This is a genomic window from Jutongia huaianensis (assembly GCF_014384985.1).
Taxonomy (GTDB): domain Bacteria; phylum Bacillota; class Clostridia; order Lachnospirales; family Lachnospiraceae; genus Jutongia; species Jutongia huaianensis.
This window is the reverse complement of the sequence record NZ_JACRSX010000005.1, coordinates 93,249-106,719: the sequence shown is the minus strand read 5'-3', so window position 1 is coordinate 106,719 and position 13,471 is coordinate 93,249. Positions and strand designations below refer to the sequence as shown.

Sequence of the window (13,471 nt, the reverse complement as noted above, 5' to 3'; positions counted from 1 at the left end):
GTCCCTCTTTTCTATATAAATGACGTAAATCAAACCACATCAAATGCATATATTTGAAAAAAGTATATCACTTTTCCAACGCACAATCAATCCTCGCATTTTATGCAGAGCGGAAAGCCCCGATCATATCATTAAGTATCCGGAAAAAGAAAAACCAGATGTGCCTGTCTGTCCCCGGGCCAACGGTTTCCAGACGGCACATCTGCTTGATCAAAAGGTTCTAATACTGGTTCGCTTTAAACGGCATATAGCTGCCATACACCATACATCGTTGTCAGACATGTTCCAAGTGATCAAAATCAATCTGTGTGATCCGTCCCTGACGATCCCCGACATAATCCTTCATATAATACGCCTCCTCCATCATCTGATGGAGCTTGTCCGTCTCTGCCAGAGTATAGGGTCTTCCATCCACGGAAACGCTTAAGCCGGCAGCCTCCGCCTGCTCCATTTCTGCCAATATCCACGAATACATCTGCTCTTTTAAATCACCTGTATTTTCCTTCATCGACACACCCTCCTATGATAAGGATGATACGGAAGTACAAATTTGTGATACGTTTTCCTGATCATCCCACCTGAAATAAACTTTTATTGTTGACTGGAGAAACATCTCGCTGATACGCTGGATATGTGTCTTCCTTCGTCTGACTTTTTATAACCTCCTTTCTTCATTTTCAAGACCGTCTCTCCAGCTCCTATTATACTCCGTCATAATCCGTCGTGACAACCCATAAACAGGGCGTTTCGCGCCGAAATACCACTCTCTGTTCTGTCATTTTTTCACAAAACAGAAGTGTGAAAAATCAGTTTTTATTCAGTATTGTATTTAAAAATACAAATAATAGAAAACCCACAAGAAAATGCCAGTATTTCTTAGTGAAAATCAACAAAAAATAAAGAGGAACGCAAAATTGACTTATGCGTAAGAATATTCTATAATCAAACTAACCAGAAGGATTGTTCGCTTTAATAAAAACTACTCCATCTGTTACAAAAAATCATGGAAAGGAAGTGAGCCTATGCATATCGAAAAAATTAATGATCATCAGATTCGCTGTACCTTAAACCAAAAGGACTTAAGTGACCGGGAACTTCGAATCAGCGAGCTCGCCTATGGCAGCGAAAAAGCAAAGGCTCTTTTTCGCGATATGATGCAGCAGGCATCTTACGAATTCGGTTTTGAGGCAGAGGATATCCCTTTGATGGTAGAGGCGATTCCTATGTATCCGGACAGCCTTGTTCTTGTGATTACCAAGGTGGATGATCCGGATGAACTTGATACACGATTTTCTCATTTTACCGATGATGATTCCGATTTTGAAAATACAGATATGGATGATATAGATAATGTCTTTACTATTGAAGAGGATGATATGTCAGATATGGATCTGTTTGACAGTGACATTCTGATGGAACCGGAACCTCCGGCATCTGATCCTGCTTCCACCACTCTGCCGGACGATGCCGGTCACAGCACATCCGACGGTGACTTCATTTCCCTGTCTGAAGCATTAGGCATGGAACGCCGTCCAAAAACCAAGGACTATACTGCAAACCGCGACGTGATCAAGATATTCTCATTCCGGAATCTTCAGGATCTTACCGATCTGGCAGAATATCTGGTATATACCTATTATGGTTCCAACACTGTTTACAAGGATGAAAAAACCGGCTTATATTATCTGATCGCTCATAAATCCGAACACAGTCCGGAGGAGTTCAATAAAATCTGTAATATTATGGGCGAATATGGCAGACCGGTACACAATATGTATGCAAGCCATTCTTATTATGAAGAACATTATGAGCCATTGATTCAGGAGCACGCGCTTCAGGTACTGGCAAGTATCTGATCTGAATGCAGCAAAACGCTGGTTTTGCCCTTTTTTATTATGTTTCGAGCAGTTTCTATACAAAATAAAAGACCTGTTACAAACCGGTGCAGCCGTTTGTAACAGGTCTTTTATTTTGTATTCATTTGATTTCATAATTATTTCTTTGCCAGATAGCCGTTTACATTCTCAATCAGCTCGTCCGCATTGAGACCATGAACCATAGCGGCCTCCTCCAGACTCTCTCCCTGTGATGCAGGGCAGCCTACGCAATGCATACCGGATGCCATCAATACAGCAGCAATACCCGGATCGATCTGAAGCATATCACTAATGATCATATCTTTATTTACTCTAGCGTCCATGTTAATCCTCCATCTCATACAATATCCGGCTCTCTGCCGGATCTGTATATCATTCTAAAAAACTCATTGTTTGTGTTGAAAAGGAAAAAGACTGTCCACGGTGAAGCCATCGAGGACAGTCCGGTAATTCATGTGTAATGATTACGCCTCTGAAATAGCTCCAGAAGGACATGTACCAGCACAAGCGCCACAGCTGATGCAAGAATCAGCGTCGATCTCATAGTGCTCAGCACCTTCTGCAATAGCTCCTACAGGACATCCGCCTGCACAAGCGCCACAACTTACACAATCATCTCCAATAACATATGCCATTTTATAAATCCTCCTTTTCTTAGTATAACCACATTCTAATACAATTTTCTGTTTTTTACAAGAGGAAAACCTTACTAACTCAATTTTCTCATTTGTGTTAAGCGAGAAAATTTATCAATAACCTCCGGTGCTCCATAACTATGTCAGCGTGAAAGTTTATATTTAGAAATCTACCTCTGTATCATAATAGCAGCATTTCAGCAGCTTCTCCATCTCCTCCTGGGATGGCTGACGAGGGTTCGAACCGGTGCATGCATCCAGGATCGCATTTGCTGCAATCTCCGGCAGACGCTCCAGAAATACTTTCTCCGGTACAAAACCTTCCTCTGTCGGATAACTGTCCGGTCCGTAATTTTTGATACAATGAGGAATATTTAACGCATCATTCATTCCACGAAGATATTTGATCAGAAGCTCTATCTTTTCATCATCATTACTGCCTCCAAGCTTCATAAAATCTGCAATCTCTCCATAACGTTCCTTTGCTGTGGCATCCTTTGCGTTAAATGCAATAACCTTCGGCAGATACATCGCATTGGCCGCACCATGGATAATATGTGCACCATAGTCTGCAAAGGCAGCTCCGGTCTTGTGTGCCATAGAATGTACAATACCAAGAAGTGCGTTGGAAAATGCCATTCCTGCAAGACACTGTGCATTATGCATACTGTCTCTCTTTTCCATGTCTCCCTCATAGGAGCCTACCAGATCTCTCTGGATCATCTTGATCGCATGAAGTGCCAGCGGATCTGTATAATCACAATTTGCCGTAGAAACATATGCTTCGATCGCATGAGTCATAGCATCCATACCGGTATGTGCCACCAGTTTCTTTGGCATCGTCTCTGCAAGTTCCGGATCCACAATTGCTACATCCGGCGTGATCTCAAAATCAGCAATCGGATACTTGATACCTTTCTCATAATCTGTAATGATCGAAAATGCCGTAACTTCTGTTGCCGTTCCGGAAGTTGAAGAAATTGCGCAGAATTTTGCTTTCGTACGAAGCTTTGGCAGACCAAACACCTTGCACATATCCTCAAAGGTCACATCCGGATACTCATACTTGATCCACATTGCCTTGGCAGCATCGATTGGAGATCCACCGCCCATGGCAACGATCCAGTCCGGCTGAAACTCCTGCATTTTGGCTGCGCCTTTCATTACCGTCTCCACAGACGGATCCGGCTCAATGCCCTCGATCAGATCAACCTCCATGCCTGCTTCCTTCAGATAACCGATTGCCTTATCCAGGAACCCATTTCTCTTCATGGAACCGCCGCCCACACAGATGATTGCCTTCTTTCCTTCAAAGTCCTTCAGGGCCTCCAATGCCCCCTTGCCGTGATACAGATCTCTTGGTAACGTAAATCTTGCCATAAATATTACCCTCCTTTAAAATCTGACAATTCCATCGACAAGATAGATTTGTCGTACAATTTGATACTTCTATTTTACACCTGATGAGATATTTCATCAACAGAGAATCTATGGAAATATATGAAAGATTTGTGAAGATATGACCGGCTTTCATAGACAGTAGATACATTCTTGAATCGGGAAATGTATTCTGATAGAATTGTGACATGACATAATTTCAGATTTAGGATTTGATGCGTGACATATAAAAGATCACCGGAAATGAGGATTACTATGAATAACTATAAACTGATCCTGCAATACGACGGCACCCGTTACAGCGGCTGGCAAAAGCAGGGTAATACAGACAACACGATACAGGCAAAGCTGGAAACCATTGCAGGAAAGCTCACCGGTACTCCAACCGATGTCAATGGCTCCGGCCGGACAGACGCCGGTGTCCATGCTTTGGGACAGACAGCCAATTTCCGCTGTGAGAAAAAACTTGCTGATACCGATTATATCCGGGATTATTTTAATCATGCCCTTCCGATGGATATCCGCGTCATTTCGGTAGAGGAAGCACCCACACGCTTCCATGCCAGACTCAATGCAAAGGAAAAGCACTACCGCTATGTGATCGACAATGCAATAGTGCCTAATGTATTTGAACGGCGTTACGCAGCCCGGATTCCTTCCGGACACGAAGCGCGCATCCCCTATGATATAAAAGAAATGAAAAAGGCTGCTGCGTATCTGACGGGGGAGCATGATTTTAAAAGCTTTTGCGATAACCGCCACATGAAAAAATCCACTGTCCGTACGATCCGGGATATCCGGATCGCCAACGATAACGACCGGATCACTCTGGATTTCTACGGCAATGGATTTTTATATCATATGGTGCGTATCCTGACCGGAACACTTCTTGAGGTTGGAAGCGGCCAGAGATCCGCAGAGGATATCCCCCGCATTCTGCAGTCCCTTGACCGCCGCGAAGCAGGTTTTACCGCTCCGGCACCGGGGCTGTTTCTGGTGGAAGTAATATACTGACAATCACGCGATCTTTGCGCATGACGGAGGTCCAAAGAAGCTCCTGATATGAGCCCCATGCATCATCCCTGCATTTTCTCCATAATCTCTTCCAGCAGCTTTCCTGCTACCTCCTCCTTGGACTGCAGTGGCAGCTCCGTTGCTCCATCTGCTGTGATCAGCGTCACCACATTGGTGTCTCCGCCAAATCCGGCACCCTGCACCTTAAGATTATTGGCAACGATCATATCCACGTTCTTTTTTGTCAGTTTCTGACGGGAATTTTCCAGCATGTTCTGTGTTTCCATAGAAAAACCACAAAGGAACTGCCCCTCTCTGCGGTGTTCTCCCAGCCATCCGAGAATATCTTTGGTACGGGTCAGTGCAATGGCATTGTCCCCATCCTTCTTTTTGATCTTTTCGGTTGCTGTAGTAACTGGCGTATAATCTGCAACCGCAGCCGCCTTAATAATAATATCCTGTTCCTGTGCCCGGCCGGTCACAGCCTCGAACATATCTGCCGCACTCGTCACCGGCACCACATCCACAAACATTGGCGGGTCGATCGCTACCGGACCGGTCACCAGCGTTACCTTTGCGCCCCGAAGCATCGCCTCCCGCGCAATGGCATATCCCATCTTCCCGGTAGAATGATTGGTAATATAGCGGACCGGATCAATCGCTTCCACGGTAGGTCCTGCTGTTACAAGAACCCGCTTATCTGCCATGGTTTTCTCACAGGCAGCTTCTTTGAGAATATACTGCAGCAGAATATCCTCGGACGGCAGCTTTCCGGCCCCGACATCATGACAGGCCAGCAACCCCACAGCCGGCTCAATGATCTCCATACCGTAATGTTTTAACTTTTTGAGATTGTCCTGGACGATCGGATTCTCATACATAGCCGTGTTCATCGCCGGAGAAATGATCTTTTTGCAGCGGCATGCCATAACCGTTGTGGTCAGCATATCATCCGCAATACCATTGGCAAGCTTGCCGATCACATTGGCGGAGGCCGGTGCGATCAGAACCACATCCGCCTGCTTTGCCAGAGCCACATGCTCTACACTATACTGAAAATTGCGGTCAAATGTATCGATCAGACACTTGTGGCTTGTCAGCGTCTCAAATGTCGTCGGGTGAATAAAATTGGTGGCATTCTTTGTCATAAGCACCTGTACATCCGCATGAAGCTTTACCAACATGCTTGCAAGATTTGCAATTTTGTAAGCGGCAATACTGCCCGTCACACCCAGTACGATCGTTTTTCCCTTTAACATGTTCATGTCTCCTTGCTGTATAGTATGTCAGATCATTTCATCTTTACGATAACTGTCCGTGCTTTTCATAATTTGTCACACGGCTGATATGATTTTGTTCATCCACAAATACCACCTTCGGCTTGTGATCCTTCGCTTCCTCCGGCGTCATCCGGCAATAGCACATAATGATGACATGATCCCCTACCTGCGCCTGTCTTGCCGCTGCTCCGTTCAGACAGATCATGCCACTCCCCGGCTCTCCGGCGATTGTATATGTCTCGAAACGGTTGCCGTTTTCCACATCCACGATCTGAACCAGTTCATATTCCAGAATTCCCGCCTGCTCCATCAGCTCCGGATCCACGGTAATGCTTCCCACATAATTAAGCTCCGCCTGCTGTACCACGGCACGATGGATCTTGCCCTTTAACATTGTAATCTGCATGTTGTTCAATCTCCTTTTTTGCATCAGTGTGTTGCAATCAGCAAACAATTTGTATTGCACCACTCTGCCTGTCTCTTTGTGATTCGTCGTTATTTAATGATGTTTGACGGGTCATTTAATAAAGTTGTCGATCAGTCTTGTTTTGCCAATATAAACCGCCATGGCCGTCAGGATTTCACCCTCCGTGCTCTCTACCGGCTCCAGAGTATTCCAGTCTACAATCTCCACATAATCAATCTTTGCCAGAGGCTCCTTCTCGATCTCCCCGCGAATGGCTGCAATCACTTTCCTGGCATCCTTCTCGCCATCTTCGATCAGCTTTTTACCAAGCTTCAAGGAACGTGATAATACAAGTGCTGCTTTTCTCTCTTCCGGGCTAAGATAAGTATTTCTGGAGCTTTTGGCAAGTCCATCCTCCTCACGGATGATCGGGCATCCTACGATCTCAATGCCAAAGTTGAGATCCGATACCATATGACGGATCACTGCCAACTGCTGGGCATCCTTCTGTCCGAAATATGCTCTGTCCGGTGTCACAATATTAAAAAGCTTGGAGACTACGGTACAAACTCCCCGGAAGTGAATAGGTCTTGTCTTCCCGCAAAGGCCGCCTGTTAATGTACTCATATCCACAAAGCTTGAAAAATCATCATGATACATTTCCGATGGCTCCGGATGGAAGATCAGGCTTGCTCCTGCATCCTCACAAAGTGCTGCATCCCTGTCCATATCTCTTGGATAACTTTCCAGATCCTCACTTGGTCCAAACTGCATCGGATTGACAAATACACTGACAACGACACGGTCATTGTCTGCTACAGCCCTGTCAATCAGACTTTTATGTCCCTCATGGAGATATCCCATAGTTGGCACCAATCCAACCGTCAGTCCCTGTTTTCTCCACTCTTTTACCTGTTCTCTTACCTCTGCTACTGTATTTACAATTTTCATTTTGTCTTACTTCCTTTCACGCCAATCAATATAACTTGTCCAATACATCGTCATCTATCTTAAAGGTATGTTCCTGTGCCGGATAAGTGCTTTCCTGTACTTCCTTTATGTACTTGGCAAAGCCTTCCTTCATTACCTCTCCGACCTCAGCAAACCGTTTTACAAACTTTGGAGAATAATCCGAGAACATTCCAAGCATATCCTGATATACAAGGATCTGTCCGTCGCAGCCCACACCGGCACCGATACCGATCGTCGGAATTTCCAGCTTGTCTGTGATGATCTGTGCGAGCTTTGCAGGAATACATTCCAGAACAACCGCAAATGCTCCTGCTTCCTGTACGGCAAGTGCAGCATCAATAATACTCTGAGCAGCCTCTGTGCTCTTTCCCTGTACCTTATTGCCGCCAAACGCATTGACATGCTGTGGGGTCAGTCCCAGATGGGCACATACCGGGATTCCTGCGTCCACGATGGCTTTGATCTGCGGACAAACTTCCTTGCCTCCCTCCAGCTTTACTGCATTACCACGGCCTTCCTTCATCAGACGTCCTGCATTGACAACCGCATCATAAACGGATGTCTGATATGACATAAATGGCATATCGATCATCACAAGGGCGTTTTTAGCGCCACGGGAAACGGCCGCTCCGTGATGGATCATATCCTCCATGGTAACGGAAAGTGTGTCCTCGTATCCCAGAATTACATTTCCAAGGGAATCTCCTACCAGAATCCCGTTAATTCCAGCCTCATCCTCCAGCTTTGCCGTAGAGTAATCGTATGCGGTGAGCATTGCGATCTTTACGCCGTCCTGTTTTGCCTGTCTCCATGTTTGTACTGTGTTTTTCATTTGATTACCAGCCTTTCTGAATATCCGCTATCTTTTGATAGTCGCATTTCCTGTCACTGCTCACATCTGTGTGTAACCAGTAACGATTTCTGTTCTGTTCCATTTTACGGACAGATGGATGTCGTCTGTTAAAACGCTTAATCCACGCTCTTTTCAAACAACGTCTGGATCGGTGTATAGTCCCGATCAGGATTGCGCCGCTTTGCAAGCTCTACCATGGTGCTTCCAAGGCTCTGATAAATCTTTCCTGCCTTGCTGCCCTCCAGTGCCTGCAGATGTTTCCGGACCGTCTGTGCGTCACCACGTTCTACCGGTCCCGTCAGCGCATTCACACATCCTTTTTCCAGCATAGAAGCAATGTTCCCCTGTACCAACGGTGTCAGAAGTGCCATAGAATCCTTCTCGGAAAAGCCACATTCTGACAGGATATCAAGGCTCGCCTGCATCAGGCCAAGCATTTCATTACTCGCCATGGCCGCTGCCGCGTGATATTTGATCTTATCCTCCGCCTTCAAAGTCAGCACATGATGACCAATCGCTTCCCACATGGGTTTCATGACTGCAACCGCCTCCGGGTCACCCTCCAATGTCAGATACGCTGTATGAAACTGTTCGTATGAATGGAATTTATCACTGAACGCGTACATCGGATGCATCGAGATACCTGAGGCTCCTGCCTCTTCCCGACCAGAAAATACATGAGATGATAATGAACCACTAAAATGACAGATAATGCGATTTGAAATGTCCTGATGCAAAAGGTCCCCCCACACCTGAGGGATCACGCCATCCGGCGTTGTAATAAAAATAACATCACTCTTCTCCACCAGCTTACAAAGAGAAGAATATGTCTCTGTTTCCGCAAAAGTCGCTGCTTCGTCAGCGCTTTCATGCGTCCTGCTGTAAAATCCGGTGACATTCTTTCCATGAATGGACAGGTATTTCCCTAATGTCGTTCCGACCTTTCCAGCTCCTATTATTCCGATCCTCATAGGAAACCTCCCTGTGGTGATAAGAAGCACCCGCTTCCAATCTCATTGAAATCATTTCCACTATCGTCTGTCATATCATTAACCTTCGCGGCCCCAGCCGCGCTCCCTGATGCAGTTTCTCTCCGAATACCGCTCATATAGTACAGCGAAAATGAAATCTTTGCCAGATCGATCATTCGCTGTACTGGACAGAATAGCACAAAGCGGCGGCTTTTTCAAGCCGTCGCTTCATAGAATGTAAGATTTGATAATGAAAATTTTCTTAACAAAAAAAACGGCAGCCTCCCGAATCACTTCGAAAGAGCTGCCGCTCATAAGTCTGTCTGACTATTAGTCTGTAGTGTATGGCATAAGTGCTACATGACGAGCACGCTTTACAGCGACTGTCAGAGCTCTCTGATGCTTTGCACAGTTTCCGGTAATTCTTCTAGGAAGAATCTTACCTCTCTCAGAGACATATCTCTTTAATTTGTTGGTATCCTTGTAATCAATGAAATCATGCTCTTTATCTGCACAGAAAGCACAAACTTTTTTTCTTCTGCGAATCGGTCTTCTCTTTGCTGGAGCACCGTCTCTATCGCCTTTATTATAAGCCATGATAAAACCTCCTAATCATAATCTCCGCCATCCAAGTCTAGTTAAATGGCAATTCCTCTTCGATGGCATCCGGAATGTTCATGAATCCATCTCCTGCTGCCTGTGTCGGCTCAGGTCTTGATGGAGCCTGCTGATAGCCATCTCTGTTTCCGTTGTAGTTTGCTGCAGCCGCTTTGCTCTCGGCAAACTCCTGCTCCTCTACAACTACATCGGTCGTATAAACACGGTTGCCTTCCTTATTGGTATAGCTTCCTGTCTGAATCCGTCCGGTTGCCACAATCTTGGTACCCTGATGAAGATAATTCTCAGCGAACTCTGCACCTCTGCCAAAAACGACACAGTTAATAAAGTCTGCTGTCTGCTCATCTCCCTGACGTCTGAATCTACGATCGACTGCAAGTGTGTATCTTGCAACTGCTGTCTGATTTTCTCCGGAAGAATATCTGATCTCCGGATCACGGGTCAGACGACCCATCAAAATTACCTTATTCATTTAGGAAACACCTTCCTTTCTCCTATGCTTCCTGTCTGATGCATAAGAATCTGAGAACATGATCCATAATGCGGACTGCCTGCTCAAGCTGTCCCGGAACATCTGCCTCAGCATCGAACTGAATAAAGTAGTAGTAGCCTTCCTTCATATGCTGGATCTCGTAAGCAAGCTTCTTCTTGCCCCACTCATCCACATTTGTGATGTTACCGCCGAATTTTGTTACATAGTCCTTTGCTTTCTCGACAGTTGCTACTCTTACATCCTCTTCGATCTTAGCATCGACAACTAACGCTAATTCATACTTGTTCATAGTTGTCTGTACCTCCTTTTGGTCTCTGGCTCTCTCCATGGCTCCGCCTCCGTGTGATAACCGACTGCGGCATGTCCCTGCATGCTTTGCCCCGACAGGAGAGAACAAGGAAAAATAAACGTATCACAAATCAATAGTTTACAACATTTTTCACGCGATTGCAATACCTATTTTACATTTTTTAAGACTTATAAAACTATCATCCTGCCACATTTTCATTATCTGTTCTGAGCTATGATCTGTTCTGTTTCCCGGATAAACCGCTCCATCTCCGCCTGTGTTCCAATGGAGATCCTCAGATAATTCTCGATCCGTTTCTGTCCGAAATGGCGCACGAAGATGTGTTTCTCCCGCAGTACATCGAATATCGTCTGCGCCGGTACGCTCTCATGAGTCGCAAAGATAAAGTTGGTCTGGGAATCCCGGAAGGAAAATCCCAGCCGCTTCAATTCCTTTTTGGTCCACTCTCTTGTTTCGATCACCTTGGCAACCGTCTCCCGGAAATATGCTTCATCCTCCAGTGCTGCTGCACCAAGCGCCACAGAAAGCCTGGTCATTGGATAACTGTTGTAGGAATAGCGCACATCATTCATTGCACGGATCAGCTCCGGATTACCTATGGCATATCCGATACGCATTCCTGCCAGTGAACGGGATTTGGAATAGGTCTGTACGATCAGCACATTGTCATATTCTTTGGTAAGCTCCAGTGCAGAGCTTCCGCTAAAGTCCGCATATGCTTCATCAATGATCACAACTACATCCCGGTTATGCTCGATCACATCCCGCAGGAAATCCAGGCTCTGCAGGACACCGGTCGGTGCATTTGGATTGGCGATCACAACGCCGCCGTTTTCTTTGTAATAATCCTCCGGTATCAGATCAAAGTGGTCATCCAAAGCCGGTCTCTCATATGGAATCTGAAACAGCTCTGCCCAGACATCATAGAAGGAATATGTAATATCCGGAAACAGGATTGGCTTTTTCGAATTGAAAAATGTCATAAAAGCAATGGCAAGTACATCATCTGACCCGACCCCCAGAAAAACCTGATCACTCTGCAGACCATAACACTTTGCCAGCGCATCTGCCAATACCTGCGAATTTGGATCCGGATAAAGCCGGAGACTGTCACAGTCAAAATTCTTTAATGTCTCTACCACCTTTGGTGATGGGGGATATGGGTTCTCGTTGGTGTTCAGCTTGACCATATCCGGCAGATTTGGCTGCTCTCCCGGCACATATGGCTCAATTGTCCGTAAGTTGTCTCTCCATGTACTCATTGCTCATCCTCATTTCTGTGTAGTTAATATATTGACTCTTACAAATTACTGATAGCTCTGCGCCAGCTTCTCAAAGGCAGGCAGGGACCGTTTGATCATCTCCGGATCTACGCAGTATGCGATCCGCACATATCCCGGACACATAAAGGAGCTGCCCGGTACCACCAACAGATTGTACTCCTTGGCTCTTGCCACAAATGCCGTGTCATCCTCCTCCATCGTCTTAACCCAGAGATAAAATGCTCCCTCCGGCTTGACCACCTCATAACCATACTCTGTCAATGCATCCAGAAGCATCTTACGGTTTGTGTCATAAGCCGCCACATCTGTCTGCTCTTCCAGACATTTTGCCACGGCAAGCTGCATCAGCGATGGTGCATTGACAAAGCCCAAAATACGGTTTGCCACATTTGCCGCACAGATCACATTTTCAAAATCATCCACCTCATCAGGAATCACCAGATAACCAATACGCTCTCCCGGCAGAGACAGTGACTTGCTGTAGGAGTAACCCACGATCGTATTGTCATAATATTTCGTCAGATACGGCACCGTAACACCATCATATGCAAGCTCCCGGTATGGCTCATCTGCGATCAGATAGATCGCTGTACCATATTCCTTCTGCTTGCGCTCCATCACCTCCGCCATCGCCCGGATGGTTTCCTCACGATAGACAACACCGGTCGGATTATTTGGATTATTCACGATAACCGCCTTTGTTTTTGGGGTGATCTTGCTCTCAAATTCTGCCACATCCGGCTGGAATGTCGGTGGATTCGGAGATACCACAACCATTTTGCCGTCGAAGTTTGCCACATAGTTATTATATTCTCCAAAATATGGAGCGAAGGCAATCACCTCATCCTCCGGATCAAGCAGCGTCTTCAACACAACATTGAGTCCTCCGGCCGCTCCCACGGTCATCAGGATATTCTGCTCCCCAAAAGAAGTCCCGAAACGCTTATTCAGGGAAGCTGCAATGGCACTGCGGACTGTCTCATAGCCGGAGTTATTCATATATCCATGGACATAACATGGGGCTTCCTTTTCCAGAATCTCGCAGATTGCATTTTTTACTGCGACAGGCGGCTCCACGCTGGGATTGCCCAGACTGAAATCATAGACATTCTCTGCCCCATATTTTGCAGCCATTTTCTTGCCTTCCTCAAACATTGCTCTGGTAACAGAACTACCCTCTACATACTTTACCATCTTCTTTGCTATCATTGCGGAACCTCCATTCTGTACGATATCCGTCATGCAGTCTTCGTTGTCTGACCGCCCTTTTGTCTCACATACAAGTATACCATTCTTTTGTGTTTTTTCAAGGGAATGGTTTACCGCACCGTCAATCACAACGGGAATATTTACTGCAAAGA

General features: G+C 45.8%; 16 protein-coding genes. 2 read left to right on the top strand and 14 right to left on the bottom strand.

Features of this window, described 5'->3' with window-relative positions; translation table 11 throughout:
• Positions 1–274: 274 nt before the first annotated feature.
• Complete coding sequence (locus H8704_RS06050) at positions 275–508, bottom strand: hypothetical protein (RefSeq protein WP_022464137.1); 234 nt, start codon at positions 506–508, stop codon at positions 275–277.
• A 514-nt stretch (positions 509–1,022) separates the two neighbouring features.
• Here H8704_RS06050 and H8704_RS06045 point away from each other — a divergent pair.
• Positions 1,023–1,856 carry an adaptor protein MecA gene (locus H8704_RS06045; protein ID WP_249297688.1) on the top strand — a complete coding sequence of 278 codons (834 nt, stop codon included), beginning with the start codon at positions 1,023–1,025 and terminating at the stop codon, positions 1,854–1,856.
• Between the two features lie 137 nt (positions 1,857–1,993).
• On the opposite strand, the gene H8704_RS06040 is transcribed toward H8704_RS06045, so the two are convergent.
• The 3 genes from H8704_RS06040 to H8704_RS06030 form a co-directional block, all read right to left on the bottom strand.
• Positions 1,994–2,200: a DUF1858 domain-containing protein gene (locus tag H8704_RS06040; protein ID WP_022305294.1), complete on the bottom strand. Its 207-nt coding sequence runs from the start codon at positions 2,198–2,200 to the stop codon at positions 1,994–1,996.
• Between the two features lie 141 nt (positions 2,201–2,341).
• Positions 2,342–2,512: a DUF362 domain-containing protein gene (locus tag H8704_RS06035; protein WP_022464135.1), complete on the bottom strand. Its 171-nt coding sequence runs from the start codon at positions 2,510–2,512 to the stop codon at positions 2,342–2,344.
• A 162-nt stretch (positions 2,513–2,674) separates the two neighbouring features.
• Positions 2,675–3,892 carry an iron-containing alcohol dehydrogenase gene (locus H8704_RS06030; protein WP_249297687.1) on the bottom strand — a complete coding sequence of 406 codons (1,218 nt, stop codon included), beginning with the start codon at positions 3,890–3,892 and terminating at the stop codon, positions 2,675–2,677.
• A 273-nt stretch (positions 3,893–4,165) separates the two neighbouring features.
• On the opposite strand from H8704_RS06030, the gene truA reads away from it, so the two are divergent.
• A complete protein-coding gene (gene truA / locus H8704_RS06025; RefSeq protein ID WP_249297686.1) occupies positions 4,166–4,924 on the top strand; it encodes a tRNA pseudouridine(38-40) synthase TruA in 759 nt (252 codons plus the stop codon).
• Between the two features lie 62 nt (positions 4,925–4,986).
• On the opposite strand, the gene coaBC is transcribed toward truA, so the two are convergent.
• From coaBC to H8704_RS05975, 10 genes are all read right to left on the bottom strand, one after another.
• Positions 4,987–6,183: a bifunctional phosphopantothenoylcysteine decarboxylase/phosphopantothenate--cysteine ligase CoaBC gene (coaBC, locus tag H8704_RS06020; protein WP_022464132.1), complete on the bottom strand. Its 1,197-nt coding sequence runs from the start codon at positions 6,181–6,183 to the stop codon at positions 4,987–4,989.
• A 43-nt stretch (positions 6,184–6,226) separates the two neighbouring features.
• Positions 6,227–6,610 carry an aspartate 1-decarboxylase gene (gene panD, locus H8704_RS06015; protein ID WP_022464131.1) on the bottom strand — a complete coding sequence of 128 codons (384 nt, stop codon included), beginning with the start codon at positions 6,608–6,610 and terminating at the stop codon, positions 6,227–6,229.
• Between the two features lie 111 nt (positions 6,611–6,721).
• Positions 6,722–7,561 (bottom strand): pantoate--beta-alanine ligase, encoded by an 840-nt coding sequence (panC, locus tag H8704_RS06010; protein ID WP_022464130.1) that lies wholly within the window; start codon positions 7,559–7,561, stop codon positions 6,722–6,724.
• Positions 7,562–7,586: 25 nt separating this feature from the next.
• On the bottom strand, positions 7,587–8,414 hold the full coding sequence (gene panB / locus H8704_RS06005) for a 3-methyl-2-oxobutanoate hydroxymethyltransferase (RefSeq protein WP_118676869.1): 828 nt from the start codon (positions 8,412–8,414) through the stop codon (positions 7,587–7,589).
• A gap of 137 nt (positions 8,415–8,551) precedes the next feature.
• Positions 8,552–9,406 carry a Rossmann-like and DUF2520 domain-containing protein gene (locus H8704_RS06000; protein ID WP_249297685.1) on the bottom strand — a complete coding sequence of 285 codons (855 nt, stop codon included), beginning with the start codon at positions 9,404–9,406 and terminating at the stop codon, positions 8,552–8,554.
• 330 nt (positions 9,407–9,736) lie between these two features.
• Complete coding sequence (rpsR, locus tag H8704_RS05995; protein ID WP_022304837.1) at positions 9,737–10,003, bottom strand: 30S ribosomal protein S18; 267 nt, start codon at positions 10,001–10,003, stop codon at positions 9,737–9,739.
• Between the two features lie 37 nt (positions 10,004–10,040).
• Positions 10,041–10,496: a single-stranded DNA-binding protein gene (locus tag H8704_RS05990; protein WP_022464127.1), complete on the bottom strand. Its 456-nt coding sequence runs from the start codon at positions 10,494–10,496 to the stop codon at positions 10,041–10,043.
• A gap of 22 nt (positions 10,497–10,518) precedes the next feature.
• Positions 10,519–10,806, bottom strand: coding sequence for a 30S ribosomal protein S6 (rpsF, locus tag H8704_RS05985; protein ID WP_118559033.1), 288 nt, complete (start codon positions 10,804–10,806; stop codon positions 10,519–10,521).
• Between the two features lie 218 nt (positions 10,807–11,024).
• Positions 11,025–12,089, bottom strand: coding sequence for a histidinol-phosphate transaminase (gene hisC, locus H8704_RS05980; protein WP_249297684.1), 1,065 nt, complete (start codon positions 12,087–12,089; stop codon positions 11,025–11,027).
• 45 nt (positions 12,090–12,134) lie between these two features.
• Positions 12,135–13,319, bottom strand: a complete 1,185-nt coding sequence (locus H8704_RS05975) for a pyridoxal phosphate-dependent aminotransferase (protein WP_249297683.1) — start codon at positions 13,317–13,319, stop codon at positions 12,135–12,137.
• Positions 13,320–13,471 lie beyond the last annotated feature (152 nt).

Coding starts and splice junctions, on each gene's coding strand:
- H8704_RS06050 (WP_022464137.1), bottom strand. CDS start 508: ATGAAGGAAAATACAGGTGATTTAAAAGAGCAGATGTATTCGTGGATA.
- H8704_RS06045 (WP_249297688.1), top strand. CDS start 1,023: ATGCATATCGAAAAAATTAATGATCATCAGATTCGCTGTACCTTAAAC.
- H8704_RS06040 (WP_022305294.1), bottom strand. CDS start 2,200: ATGGACGCTAGAGTAAATAAAGATATGATCATTAGTGATATGCTTCAG.
- H8704_RS06035 (WP_022464135.1), bottom strand. CDS start 2,512: ATGGCATATGTTATTGGAGATGATTGTGTAAGTTGTGGCGCTTGTGCA.
- H8704_RS06030 (WP_249297687.1), bottom strand. CDS start 3,892: ATGGCAAGATTTACGTTACCAAGAGATCTGTATCACGGCAAGGGGGCA.
- truA (WP_249297686.1), top strand. CDS start 4,166: ATGAATAACTATAAACTGATCCTGCAATACGACGGCACCCGTTACAGC.
- coaBC (WP_022464132.1), bottom strand. CDS start 6,183: ATGTTAAAGGGAAAAACGATCGTACTGGGTGTGACGGGCAGTATTGCC.
- panD (WP_022464131.1), bottom strand. CDS start 6,610: ATGCAGATTACAATGTTAAAGGGCAAGATCCATCGTGCCGTGGTACAG.
- panC (WP_022464130.1), bottom strand. CDS start 7,561: ATGAAAATTGTAAATACAGTAGCAGAGGTAAGAGAACAGGTAAAAGAG.
- panB (WP_118676869.1), bottom strand. CDS start 8,414: ATGAAAAACACAGTACAAACATGGAGACAGGCAAAACAGGACGGCGTA.
- H8704_RS06000 (WP_249297685.1), bottom strand. CDS start 9,406: ATGAGGATCGGAATAATAGGAGCTGGAAAGGTCGGAACGACATTAGGG.
- rpsR (WP_022304837.1), bottom strand. CDS start 10,003: ATGGCTTATAATAAAGGCGATAGAGACGGTGCTCCAGCAAAGAGAAGA.
- H8704_RS05990 (WP_022464127.1), bottom strand. CDS start 10,496: ATGAATAAGGTAATTTTGATGGGTCGTCTGACCCGTGATCCGGAGATC.
- rpsF (WP_118559033.1), bottom strand. CDS start 10,806: ATGAACAAGTATGAATTAGCGTTAGTTGTCGATGCTAAGATCGAAGAG.
- hisC (WP_249297684.1), bottom strand. CDS start 12,089: ATGAGTACATGGAGAGACAACTTACGGACAATTGAGCCATATGTGCCG.
- H8704_RS05975 (WP_249297683.1), bottom strand. CDS start 13,319: ATGATAGCAAAGAAGATGGTAAAGTATGTAGAGGGTAGTTCTGTTACC.